The sequence below is a fragment of the Pseudomonas inefficax genome, from assembly GCF_900277125.1.
Taxonomy (GTDB): Bacteria; Pseudomonadota; Gammaproteobacteria; order Pseudomonadales; family Pseudomonadaceae; genus Aquipseudomonas; species Aquipseudomonas inefficax.
This window is the reverse complement of record NZ_OPYN01000038.1, coordinates 1-19,343: the sequence shown is the minus strand read 5'-3', so window position 1 is coordinate 19,343 and position 19,343 is coordinate 1. Positions and strand designations below refer to the sequence as shown.

The following is a 19,343-nucleotide window of genomic DNA, read 5'->3' as shown; positions in this document are numbered from 1 at the left end:
CGTATAATTCTTTGTTTATGCCCGCCAAGCGAGGCCGCAGTGGACAAGATCCTGATTCGTGGGGCACGCACCCACAACCTGAAGAACATCGACCTGACCCTGCCCCGGGACAAGCTGATCGTGATCACCGGCCTGTCCGGTTCCGGCAAGTCGTCCCTGGCGTTCGACACCCTGTACGCCGAAGGCCAGCGTCGCTATGTGGAATCGCTTTCGGCCTACGCCCGGCAGTTCCTGTCGATGATGGAAAAGCCCGACGTCGATACCATCGAAGGCCTGTCGCCAGCCATTTCCATCGAGCAGAAGTCGACCTCGCACAACCCCCGCTCCACGGTCGGCACCATCACCGAAATCTACGACTACCTGCGCCTGCTGTACGCCCGCGTCGGCACCCCACGCTGCCCCGACCACGATATCCCGCTGGAGGCGCAAACGATCAGCCAGATGGTCGACCTGGTGCTGGAGCGCCCGGAAGGCAGCAAGCTGATGCTGCTGGCACCGGTGGTGCGCGAGCGCAAGGGCGAGCACCTGGCGGTGTTCGACGAGCTGCGCGCCCAGGGCTTCGTGCGCGCCCGGGTCAACGGCAAGCTCTACGAGCTCGACGAACTGCCCAAGCTGGACAAGCAGAAGAAGCACAGCATCGATGTGGTGGTGGACCGTTTCAAGGTCCGCGCCGACTTGCAACAGCGCCTGGCCGAGTCGTTCGAGACCGCGCTCAAGCTGGCCGACGGCATCGCCCTGGTGGCACCGATGGATGACGAGCAAGGCGAAGAGACGATCTTCTCCGCGCGTTTTGCCTGCCCGGTCTGTGGTCATGCCATCAGCGAGCTGGAGCCGAAGCTGTTCTCCTTCAACAACCCCGCCGGCGCCTGCCCGACCTGCGATGGCCTGGGAGTGAAGCAGTTCTTCGACACCAAACGCCTGGTCAATACCGAGCTCACCCTGGCCGAAGGCGCGATCCGCGGCTGGGACCGGCGCAACGTGTACTACTTCCAGATGCTCGGTTCACTGGCCGCGCATTACGGCTTCAGCCTCGAGGAACCATTCGGCCAACTGTCGGCCGAGCACCAGAAGGTGATCCTGCAGGGCAGCGGCAAGCAGAGCGTCGACTTCAAGTACCTCAACGACCGCGGCGACATCGTCAAGCGCTCGCACCCGTTCGAAGGCATCGTGCCGAACCTGGAGCGTCGTTACCGCGAGACCGAGTCAGCCACCGTGCGCGAAGAACTGGCCAAGTTCCTCGGCACCCAGCCCTGCCCGGATTGCCGCGGCACCCGCCTGCGCCGTGAGGCAAGGCATGTGTGGGTGGGCGAAAAAACGCTGCCGGCAGTGACCAACCTGCCGATCGGTGAAGCCAGCAACTACTTCGGCAAGCTGACCCTGACCGGTCGCCGTGGCGAAATTGCGGCGAAGATCCTCAAGGAAATCTGCGAGCGCCTGCAGTTTCTGGTCAACGTCGGTCTCGACTATCTCACCCTCGACCGCAGCGCCGATACCCTGTCCGGTGGCGAAGCGCAACGTATCCGCCTGGCCAGCCAGATCGGCGCCGGCCTGGTAGGGGTGATGTACATCCTCGATGAACCGTCCATCGGCCTTCATCAGCGCGACAACGACCGCCTGCTGGCCACCCTCAACCACCTGCGCGACCTGGGCAATACGGTGATCGTGGTAGAACACGACGAGGACGCCATCCGCCTGGCCGACTACGTGGTGGACATCGGCCCTGGGGCTGGCGTGCATGGCGGGCAGATCGTCGCCGAGGGGTCGCCGCAGGAGGTCATGGACCACCCCGACTCGCTGACCGGCAAGTACCTGTCCGGGCGCAAGAAGATCGTCGTGCCGGCCAAGCGCACGCCGCGCAACAAGAAGCTGCAACTCAAGCTCAAGGGCGCGCGTGGCAACAACCTGCAAAACGTCGATCTGGAAGTCCCGATCGGCCTGTTGACCTGCGTGACCGGGGTATCCGGCTCGGGCAAGTCGACGCTTATCAACAACACCCTGTTCCCACTGGCCGCCACCGCCCTGAATGGTGCAAGCAGCCTGGAAGCGGCGCCGCATGCCAGCATGGATGGCCTGCAGCACCTGGACAAGGTGGTGGATATCGACCAGAGCCCGATCGGCCGTACCCCTCGCTCGAACCCGGCGACCTACACCGGCATCTTCACGCCGATCCGTGAACTGTTCTCCGGTGTGCCGGAATCGCGTTCGCGCGGCTATGGTCCGGGGCGTTTCTCATTCAACGTCAAGGGTGGCCGTTGCGAAGCCTGCCAGGGCGATGGCCTGATCAAGGTGGAGATGCACTTCCTGCCGGACATCTACGTGCCGTGCGATGTGTGCAAGAGCAAGCGTTACAACCGCGAAACCCTGGAGATCAAGTACAAGGGCAAGAACATCCACGAGGTGCTGGAGATGACCATCGAGGATGCCCGCGAGTTCTTCGACGCCGTGCCGGCGCTGGCGCGCAAGCTGCAGACGTTGATGGATGTGGGGCTGTCCTACATCAAGCTGGGGCAGTCGGCGACCACCCTGTCGGGCGGTGAGGCACAGCGGGTGAAACTGTCGCGTGAACTGTCCAAACGTGACACCGGCAAGACCTTGTACATCCTCGACGAACCGACCACGGGCTTGCACTTTGCCGATATCCAGCAGTTGCTGGACGTACTGCATCGCCTACGCGATCACGGCAACACGGTGGTGGTGATCGAGCACAACCTGGATGTGATCAAGACCGCGGACTGGCTGGTGGATCTGGGGCCGGAGGGTGGCTCGAAAGGTGGGCAGATCATTGCCTGCGGTACGCCGGAAGAACTGAGCGAGATGAAGCAATCCTATACCGGGCATTACCTGAAACCGCTGCTGGAGCGGGATCGGGCGTGAGACTCTGGGGGCGCTTTGCGCCCCTATCGCGACACAAGGCCGCTCCTACAGGCGATTGCGTCAACCTTGGGCTAGCGCGATCGCCTGTAGGAGCGGCCTTGTGTCGCGACAGGGCTGCAAAGCAGCCCCAGGCTTTTACATCTGCGATTGCAGGTAGTTTTCCAGGCCAATGGCCTTGATCAGCCCCTGCTGCTTCTCCAGCCAGTACGTGTGATCTTCTTCAGTATCAGCCAACTGAGCGCGCAAGATGTCGCGGCTGATGTAGTCCTTGTGCAGCTCGCACAACTCGATGCCTTTGCACAGCGCGCCGCGTACCTTGTACTCGAGCTTGAGGTCGGCCTCGATCATTTCCGGCACGGTGCTGCCCACTTCCAGGTCGTCCGCGCGCATGTCAGGGGTGCCTTCGAGCATGAGGATGCGACGCATCAGAGCATCGGCATGCTGCGTCTCTTCTTCCATTTCATGGTTGATGCGCTCGTAGAGCTTGGACAGGCCCCAGTCTTCGTACATACGCGAGTGAATGAAGTACTGGTCGCGCGCCGCCAGTTCGCCCTTCAGCAGCGTAACGAGGTAGTTGATTACGTCCGGGTGACCTTGCATCGCCCTGCTTCTCCATGTGAAAACGTCTATGCCACATAGTGTGAACCAGCTTTTGCCTGCGGTCACTGAGAACCGCGCAATTAGAAGCAAAAAAACGGTTAAACAGTAGTGATATTCATTGAAAAACCGCCCAAATGAGGGCGGTTCTTCTTATCACTTCGACTTAGGCGAGATTGATGCCCAAAGCCTTGGCAACCCCTTCGCCATAAGCCGGATCGGCCTTGAAGAAGTATTGCAGCTGACGCTGAATCACATCTTCGCTTACGCCTGCCATGGTGCCGGCAATATTGCTTATCAGCAGAGCCTTCTGCTCATCATTCATCAGCCGGAACAGCGCGCCGGCGTGGCTGTAGTAGTCGGTGTCCTCGCGATGGTCGTAGCGGTCTGCGCAACCCTGCAGGGCCAGTGCAGGCTCGGCATGGCGTGGCGACTGCTTCGGTGCATCGCTGTAGCTGTTGGGCTCATAGTTCGGCGCGCTACCGTAACTGCCGGTAGCCATGGAACCATCACGCTGATAGCTGTTGACCGGGCAACGTGGCGCGTTGACTGGCAGCTGCTGGTGGTTGGTGCCGACACGATAGCGGTGCGCGTCGGCGTAGGCGAATACCCGCCCTTGCAGCATCCTGTCCGGCGACAGGCCGACACCCGGCACCATGTTGCTCGGGCCAAACGCAGCCTGCTCTACTTCTGCAAAGTAGTTGAGCGGGTTACGGTTGAGTTCCAGCACGCCCACTTCGATCAGCGGGTAGTCCTTCTGCGACCAGGTCTTGGTCACATCAAACGGGTTCTCGTCGCGGCTGGTAGCCTCGGCCTCGCTCATCACCTGAATGCATACGGTCCAGCGTGGGTAATCGCCTCGCTCGATGGCTTCGAACAGGTCACGCTGGGCGTAATCCGGGTCAGTACCTGCCAGGCGCGCTGCTTCTGCCGGTGCGAGGTTCTTGATGCCTTGCTGGGTCTTGAAGTGCCATTTGACCCAAGTGCGCTCACCTTCGGCGTTGATCAGGCTGTAGGTATGGCTACCGAAGCCGTGCATGTGGCGGTAACCGTCCGGGATGCCGCGATCGGAGAACAGAATGGTCACCTGGTGCAGCGCCTCGGGAGAGTGCGACCAGAAGTCCCACATCATCTGGGCGTTCTTCAGGTTCGATTGCGGATGACGCTTCTGCGTATGGATAAAGTCTGGGAACTTCAGCGGGTCGCGGATGAAGAACACCGGCGTGTTGTTGCCGACGATGTCCCAGTTGCCTTCCTCGGTGTAGAACTTGACGGCAAAACCACGAGGATCGCGCTCGGTATCAGCGGAGCCACGCTCGCCACCAACGGTGGAGAAGCGCAGGAAGGTTTCGGTCTGCTTGCCAACCTGTTCAAACAACTTGGCACTGGTGTAACCGGTGATATCGCGGGTAACGGTAAAGGTGCCGTAAGCGCCCGAGCCTTTTGCGTGTACGCGGCGCTCAGGAATGTTCTCACGGTTGAAATGGGCGAGCTTTTCGATCAGGTGGAAGTCGTCGAGCAGCAGCGGGCCGCGCGGGCCGGCGGAACGGGAATTCTGGTTATCGGCTACGGGTGCACCGCTGGCGGTGGTGAGAATCTTGCTCATGGGCTCTCCTTATCGGTCTTCAAGCGCCGGCTAATCGGCTCTGGAGAGAGTATTGACGAGCAAGGTTACAAGAACAAATGCATTACATGACTTGTATCAATAGAAATAAACAATACACCTAGATACAAAAAACCGGGCACTAGGCCCGGTTCTTTGTAGCAGACAGAACGTCTTACTCAGCAGCTTCTACAGCACCGCCGACCGGACGATCAACCAGCTCGACGTACGCCATAGGGGCGTTGTCGCCAGCGCGGAAACCGCACTTCAGGATGCGCAGGTAGCCGCCCTGACGAGTGGCGTAACGCTTGCCCAGGTCGTTGAACAGCTTGCCAACAGCGGACTTCGAACGGGTACGATCGAAGGCCAGACGGCGGTTAGCTACGCTGTCTTCCTTGGCCAGGGTGATCAGCGGCTCGGCAACGCGACGCAGTTCCTTGGCTTTCGGCAGGGTGGTTTTGATCAGCTCGTGCTCGATCAGCGACACTGCCATGTTCTGGAACATAGCCTTGCGGTGAGAGCTGGTACGGCTCAGGTGACGTCCACTTTTACGATGACGCATGATTCATTCCTTACCAAACACTACGTTCGGTGATTACGACGATCAGGCGGTCGCCTTGTCGTCTTTCTTAAGACTTGCAGGCGGCCAGTTGTCGAGGCGCATGCCGAGAGACAGACCACGAGAGGCCAGGACGTCCTTGATTTCAGTCAGGGACTTCTTGCCCAGGTTAGGAGTCTTCAACAGCTCTACTTCGGTACGCTGAATCAGGTCGCCGATGTAGTAGATGTTCTCCGCCTTCAGGCAGTTGGCCGAACGTACAGTCAGTTCCAGGTCGTCAACCGGACGCAGCAGGATCGGATCGATCTCGTCTTCCTGCTCGACTACGACAGGCTCGCTGTCACCTTTGAGGTCGACGAACGCGGCCAGCTGCTGTTGCAGGATGGTCGCAGCGCGGCGGATAGCCTCTTCAGGATCCAGGGTGCCGTTGGTTTCCAGATCAATGACCAGCTTGTCCAGGTTGGTACGCTGTTCAACACGGGCGTTTTCGACCACATAGGCGATACGACGCACCGGGCTGAACGAAGCGTCCAACTGCAGACGGCCAATGCTACGGCTTTCGTCTTCGTCGGTTTGACGGGAGTCGGCCGGCTCGTAACCACGACCACGAGCTACGGTGAGCTTCATGTTCAGGGCGCCGTTCGACGCCAGGTTCGCGATTACGTGATCGGGGTTGACGATCTCGACATCGTGATCCAGCTGAATATCGGCAGCGGTAACCACCCCCGAACCCTTTTTCGACAAGGTCAGCGTAACTTCGTCACGACCGTGCAGTTTGATAGCCAGGCCTTTCAGGTTCAACAGGATTTCAATGACGTCTTCCTGAACACCTTCGATCGCGGAGTACTCATGGAGTACGCCGTCGATCTCGGCCTCGACTACTGCACAGCCAGGCATGGAGGACAACAGGATGCGGCGCAGCGCGTTGCCCAGGGTATGGCCGAAACCACGCTCGAGAGGCTCGAGCGTAATCTTGGCGCGGGTCGGACTGACTACCTGCACATCAATGTGGCGGGGAGTCAGGAACTCATTTACCGAAATCTGCATGGATGCACCTATTTTCTAGCCCTTACTTGGAGTAGAGCTCGACAATCAGGTTCTCGTTGATGTCGGCAGACAGGTCGCTGCGAGCAGGAACGTTCTTGAAAACGCCCGACTTTTTAGCAGCATCCACGTCAACCCACTCAACGCGGCCACGCTGGGCGCACAGTTCAAGGGCTTGAACAATGCGCAGCTGGTTCAGCGACTTCTCACGAACCGCGACCACGTCACCCGGACGAACTTGGTAGGATGGAATGTTTACAGTCTTACCGTTGACGCTGATCGCTTTGTGCGAAACCAGCTGACGGGACTCGGAACGAGTCGAGCCGAAGCCCATACGGTAGACGACGTTATCCAGACGGCACTCGAGCAGTTGCAGCAGGTTCTCACCGGTTGCGCCTTTTTTCGAGGCTGCAGCCTGGTAGTAACCGCGGAACTGACGCTCCAGAACACCGTAGATACGACGAACTTTTTGCTTCTCGCGCAGCTGGGTACCGTAGTCGGACTGACGGCCACGGCGCTGACCGTGGATACCTGGGGCTGCTTCGATGTTGCACTTCGATTCCAGAGCGCGAACGCCGCTCTTCAGGAACAGGTCAGTGCCTTCACGACGAGACAGTTTGCATTTTGGACCAATGTAACGTGCCATTTATCTGTCTCCTGATTACACGCGACGCTTCTTCGGCGGACGGCACCCGTTATGCGGGATTGGCGTCACGTCGGTGATGCTGGCGATCTTGTAGCCGCAGCTGTTCAGTGCACGAACGGCGGACTCACGACCTGGACCTGGACCCTTGACGTTAACGTCGAGGTTCTTCAGACCGTATTCCAGCGCAGCTTGACCAGCACGCTCAGCAGCGATCTGAGCTGCGAACGGGGTGGATTTGCGCGAACCACGGAAACCCGAACCACCGGAGGTCGCCCAGGACAAAGCGTTGCCCTGACGGTCGGTGATGGTCACGATGGTGTTGTTGAAAGAGGCATGGATGTGGGCGATGCCATCAACCACTGTCTTTTTGACTTTCTTACGAGGACGAGCAGCAGGTTTTGCCATGTCTATATTCCTGGGCGATTACTTGCGGATCGGCTTACGCGGGCCCTTACGGGTGCGTGCGTTGGTCTTGGTGCGCTGACCGCGAACCGGCAGACCTTTACGATGACGCAGGCCGCGGTAGCAACCCAGGTCCATCAAGCGCTTGATCTTCATGTTGATGTCACGACGCAGGTCACCTTCGGTGGTGAACTTCGCGACTTCGCCACGCAGGGTTTCGATTTGCTCGTCGCTCAGATCCTTGATCTTAGCGGCTGGGTTTACACCAGCGTCTGCACAGATCTTCTGTGCAGTAGTGCGACCGACACCATAGATGTAGGTCAGCGAGATAACAGCATGCTTGTTATCTGGAATGTTGACGCCTGCAATACGGGCCATTCAGTGGGACTCCAATTGACAGCTACCTACGCCCCGGAAGCCAAGAAATAGGGCGCGAGATAATATCGCTGTAGAAACGAATAATCAACCCAGCAGCACACTAGCTGCTGGGTTTGAAGCGCAGATCACACTCAGCCTTGGCGCTGTTTGTGACGCGGTTCCGCGCTGCAGATCACTCGTACGACGCCTTCGCGACGGATGATCTTGCAGTTACGGCACAGCTTTTTCACCGATGCACGAACTTTCATTACCGACTCCTCGAACCTTAGGGGCGTATCAGCGCAGCAGACCGCTGCCACCGTAGCCTTTCAGGTTGGCTTTCTTCATCAGGGATTCGTACTGGTGCGAAACGAGGTGCGATTGTACTTGGGACATGAAGTCCATCACAACCACTACCACAATCAGCAACGAGGTCCCGCCAAGGTAGAACGGCACATTTGCTGCCACCACCAGGAACTGGGGCAGAAGGCAGACGGCCATCATGTAAAGAGCACCGAACATGGTCAGACGGGTCAGAACGCCATCAATGTAGCGCGCCGACTGCTCACCAGGACGGATACCCGGAATAAAGGCACCGGACTTCTTCAGGTTTTCCGCTACGTCTTTCGGGTTGAACATCAACGCTGTGTAGAAGAAGCAGAAGAAAATGATCCCTGCACTAAACAGCAGAATGTTCAACGGCTGACCAGGAGCGATCGACTGCGAGATGTCCTGCAGCCAGCCCATACCTTCGGACTGACCGAACCAGGCACCCAGCGAAGCCGGGAACAGCAGAATGCTGCTCGCGAAAATGGCCGGGATAACCCCCGCCATGTTCACTTTAAGCGGCAGGTGGCTGGTCTGCGCAGCGAAGACCTTGCGGCCCTGCTGACGCTTGGCGTAGTGAACGGCGATACGACGCTGACCACGCTCAATGAACACCACGAAACCGATAATCGCTACTGCCAGCAAACCGATAGCGACCAGGGCGAAAATGTTGATATCGCCTGTGCGCGCAGACTCGAAAGACTGCCCGATTGCTCTCGGAAGACCGGCAACGATACCTGCGAAGATCAACATCGAGATACCGTTGCCCACACCGCGCTCGGTGATCTGCTCGCCCAGCCACATCATGAACATCGCGCCCGCCACGAAGGTGGAGACGGCGACGACATGGAAGCCCAGCCCTGCAGAAAACGCCACGCCCTGGTTGGCCAGGCCAATGGACATGCCAATGGCTTGAACCAGTGCCAGGATAACGGTGCCGTAGCGGGTGTACTGGCTGATCTTGCGACGGCCAGCTTCACCTTCCTTCTTCAACTGCTCCAGTTGCGGGCTGACCGCCGTCATCAGCTGCATGATGATCGATGCCGAGATGTACGGCATGATCCCCAGTGCAAAGATGCTCATGCGCTCGAGCGCGCCACCGGAAAACATGTTGAACAAGCTAAGAATGGTCCCCTCATTCTGCCGAAACAGATCCGCCAGACGGTCTGGATTGATGCCAGGAACCGGGATATGCGCACCTATCCTATAGACGATGATCGCCATGAACAGAAAGCGCAGACGAGCCCAGAGTTCCGACATCCCGCCCTTACCGAGCGAAGAGAGAGCACCTTGCTTAGCCATTTATTCCTCGAACTTGCCGCCAGCTGCTTCGATAGCCGCACGCGCACCCTTGGTGGCTGCGATACCCTTGATGGTGACTGCGCGAGTGACTTCGCCAGACAGCATGATTTTCACGCGCTGTACGTTCTGGCCGATCACGTTGGCATCCTTCAGGGATTGCACGGAGATCACGTCGCCTTCCACCTTGGCCAGCTCGGACAGACGCACTTCGGCGCGGTCCATGGCTTTCAGGGAAACGAAGCCGAACTTCGGCAGACGACGGTGCAGCGGCTGTTGACCGCCTTCGAAGCCAGGAGCGATCGAACCACCCGAACGGGAAGTCTGACCTTTGTGGCCACGGCCGCCGGTCTTGCCCAGACCGCTACCGATACCACGACCTGGACGATGCTTCTCGCGACGGGAACCCGGCGCTGGACTCAGATCATTGAGTTTCATCGATTAACCCTCGACCTTCAGCATGTAGTAAGCCTTGTTGATCATCCCGCGGTTCTCGGGAGTATCCTGGACTTCTACAGTGTGACCGATGCGACGCAGACCCAGGCCTTTAACGCACAGCTTGTGGTTAGGCAGACGGCCCGAGACGCTCTTGATCAGCGTTACTTTTACGGTTGCCATGATCAGAAGATCTCCTCGACGCTCTTGCCGCGCTTGGCAGCAATGGATTCAGGAGATTGCATGGCTTTCAGACCCTTGAAGGTGGCGTAAACCACGTTCACAGGGTTGGTCGAACCGTAGCACTTGGCCAGAACGTTCTGAACACCAGCAACTTCCAGGACAGCACGCATTGCGCCACCGGCGATGATACCGGTACCTTCCGAGGCAGGCTGCATGTAAACCTTCGAGGCGCCGTGGGCGGCCTTGGTGGCGTACTGCAGGGTGGTGCCCTTCAGGTCAACCTGGATCATGTTGCGGCGAGCAGCTTCCATGGCCTTCTGGATCGCGGCAGGTACTTCGCGCGACTTGCCACGGCCGAAGCCAACACGACCTTTACCATCACCTACCACGGTCAGCGCGGTGAAGGTGAAGATACGGCCGCCTTTTACGGTTTTGGCAACGCGGTTAACTTGAACCAGCTTCTCGATGTAGCCTTCGTCGCGCTTTTGATCGTTATTTGCCATAACTTAGAACTCCAGCCCGCCTTCACGAGCAGCATCAGCCAGCGCTTTGACGCGGCCATGGTACTTGAAGCCGGAACGGTCAAAGGCAACTTGAGATACACCGGCGGCTTTCGCACGCTCAGCTACCAGCTTGCCAACCTTAGTGGCCGCGTCGATGTTGCCAGTGGCGCCATCACGCAGTTCTTTGTCCAAGGTCGAGGCGCTTGCCAGAACCTTGCTGCCGTCGGCCGAAATGACCTGGGCATAGATGTGCTGCGAGGAGCGGAACACGCACAGGCGCACGACTTCGAGTTCGTGCATCTTGAGGCGTGCTTTGCGAGCGCGACGCAGTCGGATAACTTTTTTGTCGGTCATTTGCTAGGCCCTACTTCTTCTTGGCTTCTTTACGACGGACTACTTCGTCCGCGTAACGCACACCCTTGCCCTTGTAAGGCTCTGGCGGACGGAAGTCGCGGATTTCAGCGGCCACCTGACCCACCAGCTGCTTGTCGATACCCTTGATCAGGATGTCGGTCTGGCTTGGGGTTTCAGCGGTGATGCCGGCTGGCAGTTCGTAGTCCACTGGGTGCGAGAAGCCCAGGGCCAGGTTCAGGACGGTGCCCTTGGCCTGTGCCTTGTAACCAACACCGACCAGCTGGAGCTTGCGCTCGAAGCCTTGGCTTACGCCCTGGACCATGTTGTTCACCAGAGCACGGGTAGTACCGGCCATGGCGCGAGCTTGCTGGTCACCGTTGCGAGCGACGAAACGCAGCTCGCCAGATTCTTCGGTAACTTCAACAGACGAGTGAACGTTCAGTTCGAGAGTGCCTTTGGCACCCTTCACCGAAAGCTGCTGGCCGGCGAATTTGACTTCGACGCCTGCTGGCAGCTTAACGGGGTTCTTAGCGACGCGAGACATGCCTATCTCCCCTTAGAACACTGTGCACAGAACTTCGCCGCCGACACCGGCAGCGCGCGCAGCGCGATCAGTCATCACACCTTTGTTGGTGGAGACGATAGACACGCCCAGGCCGCCACGTACTTTCGGCAGTTCTGCGACGGACTTGTACTGGCGCAGGCCTGGACGGCTGGAGCGCTTCAGTTCCTCGATGACCGGACGGCCTTCGAAGTACTTCAGTTCGATCGACAGGGAAGGCTTGGCCTCACCAGTAACCTGGTAGCCAGCGATGTAACCTTCGTCTTTCAGAACTTTGGCAACCGCGACCTTCAGGGTGGAGGAAGGCATGCTTACGACGGACTTTTCAGCCATCTGGGCATTACGGATGCGAGTTAGCATGTCCGCTAACGGGTCCTGCATACTCATGGGCTAGATGCTCCTGATACAAGAATTATTAGCCTTGCGGCTATCACAACCACCTGAGCGGACAGGGCAAAAAACCCAGGCTCAGGTGAGCCGGTCATTCTAGACACAAGGTAGAAACGAAACAAGCCCCATATAGGGGCTTGTTTGTTGGCGAGGTCACCGGCGGTCGGAAGATTGCTCCCCTTCCGCCGGGATCCAGCCTGCAGCGATTACCAGGAGGCCTTGACCAGACCTGGTACGTCACCGCGCATTGCAGCTTGACGCAGCATGTTACGGCCCAGGCCGAACTTACGGTATACACCGTGAGGACGACCGGTCAGGCGGCAACGGTTGCGCAGGCGCGAGGCGCTAGCGTCACGTGGCTGCTTCTGCAGAGCGACAACGGCAGCGAAACGCTCTTCTGGAGAGGCGTTCTGGTTGACGATGGTCGCTTTCAGCTCAGCACGCTTCTTAGCGAACTTGGCTACCGTGAGCTGACGCTTCAGCTCGCGGTTCTTCATGCTCTTCTTGGCCATTTTCCTACTCCAATCAGTTGCGGAACGGGAACTTGAAAGCACGCAGCAGAGCGCGGCCTTCGTCGTCCGAACGAGCAGTGGTGGTCAGGGTGATGTCCAAACCGCGCAGAGCATCGATCTTGTCGTAGTCGATTTCCGGGAAGATGATCTGCTCTTTCACGCCCATGCTGTAGTTGCCACGGCCATCGAAGGACTTGGCATTCAGGCCGCGGAAGTCGCGAACCCGAGGCAGGGAGATCGCCAGCAGGCGGTCCAGGAATTCGTACATCTTGTCGCTACGCAGGGTCACCTTGACGCCGATCGGCCAGCCTTCGCGGACTTTGAAGCCAGCGATGGATTTGCGAGCGAAAGTCACGACCGGCTTTTGACCGGTGATCTTTTCCAGGTCAGCTACTGCGTGCTCGATGACTTTCTTGTCGCCGATCGCTTCGCCCAGACCCATGTTCAGGGTGATCTTGGTAACGCGAGGAACTTCCATCACGTTCGACAGCTTAAGTTCTTCCTTAAGCTTAGGAGCGATTTCGTTCCGGTAAATCTCTTTCAGTCGTGCCATGGTCTTCTACCTAGCAGTGTTCAAGCATCAACCGCTTTTTGGGTCGACTTGAAGACACGAATTTTCTTACCGTCTTCTACTTTGAAACCAACGCGGTCAGCCTTGTTGGTTTCGCCGTTGAAGATGGCAACGTTGGAAGCGTGCAGAGGCGCTTCTTTCTCGACGATACCGCCCTGAACGCCCGCCATCGGGTTAGGCTTGGTATGACGCTTGACCAGGTTCACACCACCAACGACCAGACGGTCATCAGCCAGAACCTTCAGCACCTTACCGCGCTTACCTTTGTCTTTGCCGGCGATCACGATGATCTCGTCGTCACGACGAATCTTTTGCATGTCGGATCTCCTTACAGCACTTCAGGGGCGAGCGAGACGATCTTCATGAACTTCTCGGTACGAAGTTCACGGGTCACTGGCCCGAAGATGCGAGTGCCGATCGGCTCTTGCTTGTTGTTCAGCAGAACAGCAGCGTTGCCGTCGAAACGAATGATGGAACCGTCAGCGCGACGTACACCGTGACGGGTACGGACGACAACAGCGGTCATCACCTGGCCTTTCTTGACCTTGCCGCGCGGAATTGCTTCCTTGACGGTTACTTTGATGATGTCACCGATGCCGGCGTAACGGCGGTGCGAACCGCCGAGCACCTTGATGCACATGACGCGACGAGCGCCGCTGTTATCGGCCACATCGAGCATGGATTGAGTCTGAATCATAAAATTTCTCCGACCCCTAGCCCTTAGACTTCAACAGCGCGTTCGAGGACTTCAACCAGTGCCCAGGACTTGGTCTTGGCCAGCGGACGGGTTTCACGGATGGAAACCTTGTCGCCGATCTTGCACTGGTTGGATTCGTCGTGCGCGTGCAGCTTAGTCGAACGCTTAACGTATTTACCGTAGATCGGGTGCTTTACGCGACGCTCGATCAGAACGGTGATGGTCTTGTCCATTTTGTCGCTGACGACACGGCCAGTCAGCGTACGGACGGTTTTTTCAGCTTCAGCCATGATCACTTACCTGCCTGCTGGTTGAGCACAGTTTTCACGCGAGCGATGTCACGCTTAACTTGCGAGAGCAGGTGCGACTGCCCCAACTGGCCAGTTGCTTTCTGCATACGCAGATTGAACTGGTCGCGCAGCAAGCCGAGCAGTTGCTCATTCAGTTGCTGTGCAGATTTTTCACGAAGTTCATTCGCTTTCATCACATCACCGTCCGCTTAACAAAGGAGGTGGCGAGAGGCAGCTTTGCAGCAGCCAGGGCGAAAGCTTCGCGCGCCAGCTCTTCAGAAACACCTTCGATTTCATACAGGACTTTGCCTGGCTGAATCTGGGCAACCCAGTATTCCACGGAGCCCTTACCTTTACCCATACGAACCTCGAGAGGCTTCTTGGAGATCGGCTTGTCCGGGAACACACGGATCCAGATCTTACCGCCACGCTTGACGTGACGGGTCAGCGCACGACGTGCGGACTCGATCTGGCGAGCGGTGAGGCGACCGCGAGCAACAGCTTTCAGGGCGAATTCGCCGAAGCTGACTTTGCTACCGCGCAGTGCCAGACCACGGTTGTGGCCAGTCATCTGCTTGCGGAATTTTGTACGCTTTGGTTGCAACATTTGGCGTACCCCTTACTTAGCAGCTTTTTTACGAGGCGCTGGTGCTTGTGGTTTCAGTTCTTCTTGGCGACCACCAATAACTTCGCCTTTGAAGATCCAAACCTTCACACCGATCACACCGTAGGTGGTGTGAGCTTCGTAGGTGTTGTAGTCGATATCGGCACGCAGGGTGTGCAGAGGCACACGACCTTCGCGATACCACTCGGTACGAGCAATCTCAGCACCGCCGAGACGACCGCTCACCTGGATCTTGATGCCCTTGGCACCAATACGCATGGCGTTCTGTACGGCGCGCTTCATGGCGCGACGGAACATTACGCGGCGTTCCAGCTGCTGAGCTACGCTCTGCGCAACCAGCATAGCGTCGAGTTCCGGCTTGCGGATCTCTTCGATGTTGATGTGCACAGGCACACCCATCTGCTTGGTCAGGTCCTGACGCAGCTTCTCGACATCTTCACCTTTCTTACCGATAACGATACCGGGACGAGCGGTGTGGATGGTGATGCGTGCAGTTTGAGCCGGACGATGAATATCGATACGGCTTACGGACGCGCTTTTTAGTTTGTCTTGGAGGTACTCACGCGTTTTCAGATCCTTCAACAGGTAATCTGCGTAAGTAGCACCGTCTGCGTACCAGACGGAGGTGTGCTCCTTGACGATTCCCAGGCGAATGCCAGTGGGATGTACTTTCTGACCCATCTGATCGACTCCGTTACTTGTCCGCAACCTTGACAGTGATATGGCAAGACCGCTTGACGATGCGATCAGCACGGCCTTTGGCACGTGGCATGATGCGCTTCAGCGAACGCCCTTCGTTGACGAAGACGGTGGAGACCTTCAGGTCATCAACGTCTGCGCCTTCGTTGTGTTCGGCGTTGGCAACGGCCGACTCGAGGACTTTCTTCATGATTTCAGCGGCTTTTTTGCTGCTGAAGGCCAACAGGTTGAGCGCTTCGCCCACCTTCTTCCCGCGGATCTGGTCGGCGACCAAGCGGGCTTTCTGGGCGGAGATGCGAGCGCCCGACAACTTAGCGGCTACTTCCATTTCCTTACCCCTTAACGCTTGGCTTTCTTGTCAGCCACGTGCCCGCGGTAGGTGCGGGTACCGGCGAACTCGCCCAGTTTGTGGCCGACCATGTCTTCGTTCACCAGAACTGGGACATGTTGACGACCGTTGTGTACCGCGATGGTCAGACCGACCATTTGTGGCAGGATCATCGAACGGCGCGACCAGGTTTTAACTGGCTTGCGATCGTTCTTCTCCACCGCCACTTCGACCTTCTTCAGCAGGTGAAGATCGATAAAAGGACCTTTTTTCAGAGAACGTGGCACTGTCGTATCCCTCTAGTTACTTGCGACGACGGACGATCATGTTGTCGGTACGCTTATTACCACGGGTTTTAGCACCCTTGGTTGGGAAGCCCCATGGCGATACCGGATGACGACCACCGGAGGTACGACCTTCACCACCACCGTGTGGGTGGTCAACCGGGTTCATGGCAACACCACGAACGGTTGGGCGAACGCCGCGCCAGCGTTTGGCACCAGCTTTACCCAGCGAACGCAGGCTGTGCTCGGAGTTCGAGACTTCGCCCAGGGTCGCACGGCACTCAGCCAGGACTTTACGCATTTCACCAGAGCGCAGACGCAGGGTCACGTAGACACCTTCGCGAGCGATCAGCTGAGCCGAAGCACCAGCGGAACGAGCGATCTGAGCACCTTTACCCGGCTTCAATTCGATGCCGTGAATGGTGCTACCTACTGGAATGTTGCGCAGCTGCAGGGAGTTACCGGCCTTGATTGGGGCCAGGGCACCTGCGATCAGCTGGTCGCCAGCGCTCACGCCTTTAGGGGCAATGATGTAGCGACGCTCACCGTCTGCGTAGCACAGCAGGGCGATGTGAGCAGTACGGTTCGGATCGTATTCGATACGCTCGACAGTGGCTGGAATGCCATCTTTGTCGTTGCGACGGAAGTCGACCAGACGGTAATGCTGCTTGTGACCACCACCAACGTGACGAGTGGTAATGCGGCCATTGTTGTTACGACCACCAGACTTCGATTTTTTCTCGATCAGCGGTGCGTGAGGAGCGCCTTTGTGCAGCTCCTTGTTGACCACCTTGACCACGAAACGGCGGCCAGGGGAAGTCGGTTTGCATTTAACGATTGCCATGATGCACCCCTTCCTTACTCAGCACTGCTGCTGAAATCGAGATCTTGGCCTGGCTGAAGGGAGACGATCGCCTTCTTCCAGTCATTACGCTTGCCCAGACCACGTGCGGTACGCTTGGTTTTACCCAGAACGTTAACAGTCGACACGTTTTCAACTTTTACGTTGAACAGGCCTTCGACAGCTTTCTTGATTTCCAGCTTGGTTGCATCGGTAGCAACCTTGAATACGAACTGGCCTTTTTTCTCAGCCAGAACGGTAGCCTTCTCGGAAACGTGCGGGCCAAGGAGGACTTTGAATACGCGTTCCTGGTTCATCCCAGCAGCTCCTCGAATTTCTTCACGGCCGAGACAGTGATCAACACTTTCTCGTATGCGATCAGACTGACCGGGTCGGAACCTTGTACGTCACGTACATCGACGTGCGGCAGGTTGCGAGCAGCCAGGTACAGGTTCTGATCAACAGCGTCGGAAACGATCAGTACGTCGTTCAGACCCATGCCGTTCAGCTTGTTCAGCAGATCTTTGGTTTTCGGCGCTTCAACAGCGAAGTCCTGAACCACGACCAGACGGTCGCTACGCACCAGCTCAGCGAGGATGGAGCGCAGGGCTGCGCGGTACATCTTCTTGTTGAGCTTCTGCGAGTGATCTTGAGGGCGAGCTGCGAAGGTTACACCACCGCCACGCCAGATCGGACCACGAGTGGTACCAGCACGAGCACGGCCAGTACCCTTCTGACGCCATGGGCGCTTACCGCCACCAGCCACGTCGGAACGGGTCTTCTGCTGCTTGGTGCCCTGACGGCCGCCGGCCATGTAGGCCACGACTGCTTGGTGTACCAGCGTCTCGTTGAATTCGCCACCGAAAGTCAGTTCGGAAACTTCGATCGCCTGAGCGTCATTTACATTGAGTTGCATGTCAGTTTCCCCTTAACCGCGAGCCTTGACAGCTGGACGTACAACCACGTCGCCGCCAGTAGCGCCTGGAACGGCACCCTTGACCAGCAGCAGGTTGCGTTCAGCGTCTACGCGAACAACTTCCAGGGACTGAACAGTCACGCGCTCGGCGCCCATGTGACCGGACATTTTCTTGCCCTTGAACACACGACCAGGAGTCTGGCACTGGCCGATGGAACCTGGGACACGGTGCGACACGGAGTTACCGTGGGTGTTGTCCTGGCCACGGAAGTTCCAGCGCTTGATGGTACCGGCGAAGCCTTTACCTTTGGACTGACCAGTAACGTCTACCAGCTGGCCTGCAGTGAAGAGTTCAGCTTTGATCAGATCGCCAGCCTGGAAATCGCCTTCTTCAAGACGGAACTCCCAGACACCGCGACCAGCGGCAACGTTGGCCTTGGCGAAGTGACCTGCCTGAGCGGCAGTCACACGCGAAGCACGACGCTCGCCGACAGTGACTTGCACTGCACGGTAGCCATCGGTTTCTTCAGTTTTGAACTGGGTGACGCGATTCGGCTCGATCTCAATGACCGTGACCGGAATGGAGACACCTTCTTCGGTGAAAATGCGGGTCATACCGCACTTGCGACCGATTACACCAATAGTCATGTTGTAAACCTCATGAGTGTACGGGGCTTTCACCCGCTATGGCCGCCCATTTCAGAGCGTTACACGACTAGACCGAAGTCTTAGCCGAGGCTGATCTGTACTTCCACACCTGCCGCCAGATCAAGCTTCATCAGCGCGTCAACGGTTTTATCCGTTGGCTGGACGATGTCCAGAACACGCTTATGAGTGCGGATCTCGTACTGGTCACGCGCGTCTTTGTTGACGTGCGGGGAAACCAGAACGGTGAAACGCTCTTTGCGGGTAGGCAGTGGAATTGGACCACGCACTTGTGCACCAGTACGTTTCGCGGTTTCCACGATTTCCTGGGTGGATTGGTCGATCAGGCGATGGTCGAAAGCCTTCAACCTGATACGGATTTGCTGATTTTGCATTGGATTTCAGACTCCAGGCTGTTCCCAACGGACGCACTACGCCCGCTAAAAGGAGGCGTGATTCTATAGACGCCCCCATTTAGTGTCAACCCAATAAAAAAAACCCCCGCTGAGCGGGGGTTTTTTCAATCGGTCGAGTGATTACTCGATGATTTTGGCTACGACGCCGGCGCCGACGGTACGACCGCCTTCACGGATAGCGAAGCGCAGACCGTCTTCCATTGCGATGGTCTTGATCAGGGTAACAGTCATCTGAATGTTGTCACCTGGCATTACCATTTCAACGCCTTCCGGCAGTTCGCAGTTACCGGTCACGTCAGTGGTACGGAAGTAGAACTGAGGACGGTAGCCTTTGAAGAACGGAGTGTGACGACCGCCTTCTTCCTTCGACAGAACGTAGACTTC

The 19,343-nt window shown here is 57.7% G+C and carries 32 protein-coding genes; 1 reads left to right on the top strand and 31 read right to left on the bottom strand.

From position 1 onward, the window contains the following. The first annotated feature begins 39 nt into the window (after positions 1–39). Entirely contained in the window at positions 40–2,874 is a 2,835-nt protein-coding gene (gene uvrA, locus JV551A3_RS03885) for an excinuclease ABC subunit UvrA (protein WP_166674209.1), read from the top strand. A gap of 135 nt (positions 2,875–3,009) precedes the next feature. Here uvrA and bfr read toward each other — a convergent pair whose 3' ends face one another. From bfr to JV551A3_RS03730, 31 genes are all read right to left on the bottom strand, one after another. Continuing rightward, positions 3,010–3,474 carry a bacterioferritin gene (bfr, locus tag JV551A3_RS03880; protein WP_003257116.1) on the bottom strand — a complete coding sequence of 155 codons (465 nt, stop codon included), beginning with the start codon at positions 3,472–3,474 and terminating at the stop codon, positions 3,010–3,012. Between the two features lie 163 nt (positions 3,475–3,637). Then, positions 3,638–5,077, bottom strand: a complete 1,440-nt coding sequence (locus tag JV551A3_RS03875; RefSeq protein WP_133970122.1) for a catalase — start codon at positions 5,075–5,077, stop codon at positions 3,638–3,640. 172 nt (positions 5,078–5,249) lie between these two features. After that, positions 5,250–5,636: a 50S ribosomal protein L17 gene (gene rplQ / locus JV551A3_RS03870; RefSeq protein ID WP_003255451.1), complete on the bottom strand. Its 387-nt coding sequence runs from the start codon at positions 5,634–5,636 to the stop codon at positions 5,250–5,252. Between the two features lie 42 nt (positions 5,637–5,678). Continuing rightward, entirely contained in the window at positions 5,679–6,680 is a 1,002-nt protein-coding gene (locus JV551A3_RS03865) for a DNA-directed RNA polymerase subunit alpha (protein WP_003255452.1), read from the bottom strand. Between the two features lie 22 nt (positions 6,681–6,702). After that, positions 6,703–7,323, bottom strand: coding sequence for a 30S ribosomal protein S4 (gene rpsD, locus JV551A3_RS03860; RefSeq protein ID WP_003257114.1), 621 nt, complete (start codon positions 7,321–7,323; stop codon positions 6,703–6,705). Positions 7,324–7,338: 15 nt separating this feature from the next. Beyond that, positions 7,339–7,728, bottom strand: coding sequence for a 30S ribosomal protein S11 (rpsK, locus tag JV551A3_RS03855; protein WP_003255454.1), 390 nt, complete (start codon positions 7,726–7,728; stop codon positions 7,339–7,341). A gap of 18 nt (positions 7,729–7,746) precedes the next feature. Further along, complete coding sequence (rpsM, locus tag JV551A3_RS03850; protein ID WP_003257112.1) at positions 7,747–8,103, bottom strand: 30S ribosomal protein S13; 357 nt, start codon at positions 8,101–8,103, stop codon at positions 7,747–7,749. 131 nt (positions 8,104–8,234) lie between these two features. Beyond that, a complete protein-coding gene (rpmJ, locus tag JV551A3_RS03845; protein ID WP_002555468.1) occupies positions 8,235–8,351 on the bottom strand; it encodes a 50S ribosomal protein L36 in 117 nt (38 codons plus the stop codon). 28 nt (positions 8,352–8,379) lie between these two features. Then, positions 8,380–9,711, bottom strand: coding sequence for a preprotein translocase subunit SecY (secY, locus tag JV551A3_RS03840; RefSeq protein WP_003255459.1), 1,332 nt, complete (start codon positions 9,709–9,711; stop codon positions 8,380–8,382). Continuing rightward, entirely contained in the window at positions 9,712–10,146 is a 435-nt protein-coding gene (gene rplO, locus JV551A3_RS03835; RefSeq protein ID WP_003257107.1) for a 50S ribosomal protein L15, read from the bottom strand. It lies immediately after the preceding gene. 3 nt (positions 10,147–10,149) lie between these two features. Next, positions 10,150–10,326, bottom strand: a complete 177-nt coding sequence (gene rpmD / locus JV551A3_RS03830) for a 50S ribosomal protein L30 (RefSeq protein ID WP_003255463.1) — start codon at positions 10,324–10,326, stop codon at positions 10,150–10,152. 2 nt (positions 10,327–10,328) lie between these two features. Further along, on the bottom strand, positions 10,329–10,829 hold the full coding sequence (rpsE, locus tag JV551A3_RS03825; RefSeq protein ID WP_003255465.1) for a 30S ribosomal protein S5: 501 nt from the start codon (positions 10,827–10,829) through the stop codon (positions 10,329–10,331). Positions 10,830–10,832: 3 nt separating this feature from the next. Further along, on the bottom strand, positions 10,833–11,183 hold the full coding sequence (gene rplR / locus JV551A3_RS03820; RefSeq protein ID WP_009681973.1) for a 50S ribosomal protein L18: 351 nt from the start codon (positions 11,181–11,183) through the stop codon (positions 10,833–10,835). A 10-nt stretch (positions 11,184–11,193) separates the two neighbouring features. Further along, positions 11,194–11,727: a 50S ribosomal protein L6 gene (gene rplF, locus JV551A3_RS03815; protein ID WP_009681972.1), complete on the bottom strand. Its 534-nt coding sequence runs from the start codon at positions 11,725–11,727 to the stop codon at positions 11,194–11,196. Between the two features lie 12 nt (positions 11,728–11,739). Then, entirely contained in the window at positions 11,740–12,132 is a 393-nt protein-coding gene (gene rpsH, locus JV551A3_RS03810; RefSeq protein ID WP_009681971.1) for a 30S ribosomal protein S8, read from the bottom strand. 209 nt (positions 12,133–12,341) lie between these two features. Continuing rightward, entirely contained in the window at positions 12,342–12,647 is a 306-nt protein-coding gene (gene rpsN / locus JV551A3_RS03805) for a 30S ribosomal protein S14 (protein ID WP_110637824.1), read from the bottom strand. Positions 12,648–12,660: 13 nt separating this feature from the next. Next, on the bottom strand, positions 12,661–13,200 hold the full coding sequence (gene rplE / locus JV551A3_RS03800; RefSeq protein ID WP_003255474.1) for a 50S ribosomal protein L5: 540 nt from the start codon (positions 13,198–13,200) through the stop codon (positions 12,661–12,663). Between the two features lie 20 nt (positions 13,201–13,220). Next, the gene (rplX, locus tag JV551A3_RS03795) at positions 13,221–13,535 is read right to left on the bottom strand and encodes a 50S ribosomal protein L24 (protein ID WP_016715319.1); all 315 of its coding nucleotides are present in this window, start codon (positions 13,533–13,535) and stop codon (positions 13,221–13,223) included. Between the two features lie 11 nt (positions 13,536–13,546). Then, on the bottom strand, positions 13,547–13,915 hold the full coding sequence (gene rplN, locus JV551A3_RS03790; RefSeq protein WP_002555479.1) for a 50S ribosomal protein L14: 369 nt from the start codon (positions 13,913–13,915) through the stop codon (positions 13,547–13,549). A 23-nt stretch (positions 13,916–13,938) separates the two neighbouring features. Next, entirely contained in the window at positions 13,939–14,205 is a 267-nt protein-coding gene (gene rpsQ / locus JV551A3_RS03785; protein ID WP_008089812.1) for a 30S ribosomal protein S17, read from the bottom strand. A gap of 2 nt (positions 14,206–14,207) precedes the next feature. Then, positions 14,208–14,399, bottom strand: coding sequence for a 50S ribosomal protein L29 (gene rpmC / locus JV551A3_RS03780; protein WP_002555481.1), 192 nt, complete (start codon positions 14,397–14,399; stop codon positions 14,208–14,210). Then, positions 14,399–14,812, bottom strand: a complete 414-nt coding sequence (gene rplP, locus JV551A3_RS03775) for a 50S ribosomal protein L16 (RefSeq protein ID WP_003255479.1) — start codon at positions 14,810–14,812, stop codon at positions 14,399–14,401. The genes rpmC and rplP overlap by 1 nt, the downstream gene beginning before the upstream one ends. Positions 14,813–14,824: 12 nt before the next feature. Then, on the bottom strand, positions 14,825–15,511 hold the full coding sequence (gene rpsC, locus JV551A3_RS03770) for a 30S ribosomal protein S3 (RefSeq protein WP_003255481.1): 687 nt from the start codon (positions 15,509–15,511) through the stop codon (positions 14,825–14,827). A 13-nt stretch (positions 15,512–15,524) separates the two neighbouring features. Then, the gene (rplV, locus tag JV551A3_RS03765; protein WP_003103908.1) at positions 15,525–15,857 is read right to left on the bottom strand and encodes a 50S ribosomal protein L22; all 333 of its coding nucleotides are present in this window, start codon (positions 15,855–15,857) and stop codon (positions 15,525–15,527) included. An 11-nt stretch (positions 15,858–15,868) separates the two neighbouring features. Beyond that, a complete protein-coding gene (gene rpsS, locus JV551A3_RS03760) occupies positions 15,869–16,144 on the bottom strand; it encodes a 30S ribosomal protein S19 (protein ID WP_003255482.1) in 276 nt (91 codons plus the stop codon). A 16-nt stretch (positions 16,145–16,160) separates the two neighbouring features. Further along, a complete protein-coding gene (gene rplB / locus JV551A3_RS03755; RefSeq protein WP_003255483.1) occupies positions 16,161–16,985 on the bottom strand; it encodes a 50S ribosomal protein L2 in 825 nt (274 codons plus the stop codon). Between the two features lie 14 nt (positions 16,986–16,999). Further along, entirely contained in the window at positions 17,000–17,299 is a 300-nt protein-coding gene (gene rplW / locus JV551A3_RS03750; protein ID WP_003255484.1) for a 50S ribosomal protein L23, read from the bottom strand. Next, entirely contained in the window at positions 17,296–17,898 is a 603-nt protein-coding gene (gene rplD / locus JV551A3_RS03745; protein WP_008089819.1) for a 50S ribosomal protein L4, read from the bottom strand. The genes rplW and rplD overlap by 4 nt, the downstream gene beginning before the upstream one ends. A gap of 12 nt (positions 17,899–17,910) precedes the next feature. Beyond that, positions 17,911–18,546 (bottom strand): 50S ribosomal protein L3, encoded by a 636-nt coding sequence (rplC, locus tag JV551A3_RS03740; RefSeq protein WP_003257089.1) that lies wholly within the window; start codon positions 18,544–18,546, stop codon positions 17,911–17,913. Between the two features lie 80 nt (positions 18,547–18,626). Further along, positions 18,627–18,938 (bottom strand): 30S ribosomal protein S10, encoded by a 312-nt coding sequence (gene rpsJ, locus JV551A3_RS03735; RefSeq protein ID WP_003186070.1) that lies wholly within the window; start codon positions 18,936–18,938, stop codon positions 18,627–18,629. Between the two features lie 141 nt (positions 18,939–19,079). Then, positions 19,080–19,343: EF-Tu C-terminal domain-related protein (locus JV551A3_RS03730; protein ID WP_459565067.1), on the bottom strand; the 264-nt coding region annotated here is incomplete at its 5' end.

Coding starts and splice junctions, on each gene's coding strand:
- bfr (WP_003257116.1), bottom strand. CDS start 3,474: ATGCAAGGTCACCCGGACGTAATCAACTACCTCGTTACGCTGCTGAAG.
- JV551A3_RS03875 (WP_133970122.1), bottom strand. CDS start 5,077: ATGAGCAAGATTCTCACCACCGCCAGCGGTGCACCCGTAGCCGATAAC.
- rplQ (WP_003255451.1), bottom strand. CDS start 5,636: ATGCGTCATCGTAAAAGTGGACGTCACCTGAGCCGTACCAGCTCTCAC.
- JV551A3_RS03865 (WP_003255452.1), bottom strand. CDS start 6,680: ATGCAGATTTCGGTAAATGAGTTCCTGACTCCCCGCCACATTGATGTG.
- rpsD (WP_003257114.1), bottom strand. CDS start 7,323: ATGGCACGTTACATTGGTCCAAAATGCAAACTGTCTCGTCGTGAAGGC.
- rpsK (WP_003255454.1), bottom strand. CDS start 7,728: ATGGCAAAACCTGCTGCTCGTCCTCGTAAGAAAGTCAAAAAGACAGTG.
- rpsM (WP_003257112.1), bottom strand. CDS start 8,103: ATGGCCCGTATTGCAGGCGTCAACATTCCAGATAACAAGCATGCTGTT.
- rpmJ (WP_002555468.1), bottom strand. CDS start 8,351: ATGAAAGTTCGTGCATCGGTGAAAAAGCTGTGCCGTAACTGCAAGATC.
- secY (WP_003255459.1), bottom strand. CDS start 9,711: ATGGCTAAGCAAGGTGCTCTCTCTTCGCTCGGTAAGGGCGGGATGTCG.
- rplO (WP_003257107.1), bottom strand. CDS start 10,146: ATGAAACTCAATGATCTGAGTCCAGCGCCGGGTTCCCGTCGCGAGAAG.
- rpmD (WP_003255463.1), bottom strand. CDS start 10,326: ATGGCAACCGTAAAAGTAACGCTGATCAAGAGCGTCTCGGGCCGTCTG.
- rpsE (WP_003255465.1), bottom strand. CDS start 10,829: ATGGCAAATAACGATCAAAAGCGCGACGAAGGCTACATCGAGAAGCTG.
- rplR (WP_009681973.1), bottom strand. CDS start 11,183: ATGACCGACAAAAAAGTTATCCGACTGCGTCGCGCTCGCAAAGCACGC.
- rplF (WP_009681972.1), bottom strand. CDS start 11,727: ATGTCTCGCGTCGCTAAGAACCCCGTTAAGCTGCCAGCAGGCGTCGAA.
- rpsH (WP_009681971.1), bottom strand. CDS start 12,132: ATGAGTATGCAGGACCCGTTAGCGGACATGCTAACTCGCATCCGTAAT.
- rpsN (WP_110637824.1), bottom strand. CDS start 12,647: ATGGCCAAGAAGAGCATGAAGAACCGCGAGCTGAAGCGTCAGCTCACG.
- rplE (WP_003255474.1), bottom strand. CDS start 13,200: ATGGCACGACTGAAAGAGATTTACCGGAACGAAATCGCTCCTAAGCTT.
- rplX (WP_016715319.1), bottom strand. CDS start 13,535: ATGCAAAAGATTCGTCGTGACGACGAGATCATCGTGATCGCCGGCAAA.
- rplN (WP_002555479.1), bottom strand. CDS start 13,915: ATGATTCAGACTCAATCCATGCTCGATGTGGCCGATAACAGCGGCGCT.
- rpsQ (WP_008089812.1), bottom strand. CDS start 14,205: ATGGCTGAAGCTGAAAAAACCGTCCGTACGCTGACTGGCCGTGTCGTC.
- rpmC (WP_002555481.1), bottom strand. CDS start 14,399: ATGAAAGCGAATGAACTTCGTGAAAAATCTGCACAGCAACTGAATGAG.
- rplP (WP_003255479.1), bottom strand. CDS start 14,812: ATGTTGCAACCAAAGCGTACAAAATTCCGCAAGCAGATGACTGGCCAC.
- rpsC (WP_003255481.1), bottom strand. CDS start 15,511: ATGGGTCAGAAAGTACATCCCACTGGCATTCGCCTGGGAATCGTCAAG.
- rplV (WP_003103908.1), bottom strand. CDS start 15,857: ATGGAAGTAGCCGCTAAGTTGTCGGGCGCTCGCATCTCCGCCCAGAAA.
- rplB (WP_003255483.1), bottom strand. CDS start 16,985: ATGGCAATCGTTAAATGCAAACCGACTTCCCCTGGCCGCCGTTTCGTG.
- rplW (WP_003255484.1), bottom strand. CDS start 17,299: ATGAACCAGGAACGCGTATTCAAAGTCCTCCTTGGCCCGCACGTTTCC.
- rplD (WP_008089819.1), bottom strand. CDS start 17,898: ATGCAACTCAATGTAAATGACGCTCAGGCGATCGAAGTTTCCGAACTG.
- rplC (WP_003257089.1), bottom strand. CDS start 18,546: ATGACTATTGGTGTAATCGGTCGCAAGTGCGGTATGACCCGCATTTTC.
- rpsJ (WP_003186070.1), bottom strand. CDS start 18,938: ATGCAAAATCAGCAAATCCGTATCAGGTTGAAGGCTTTCGACCATCGC.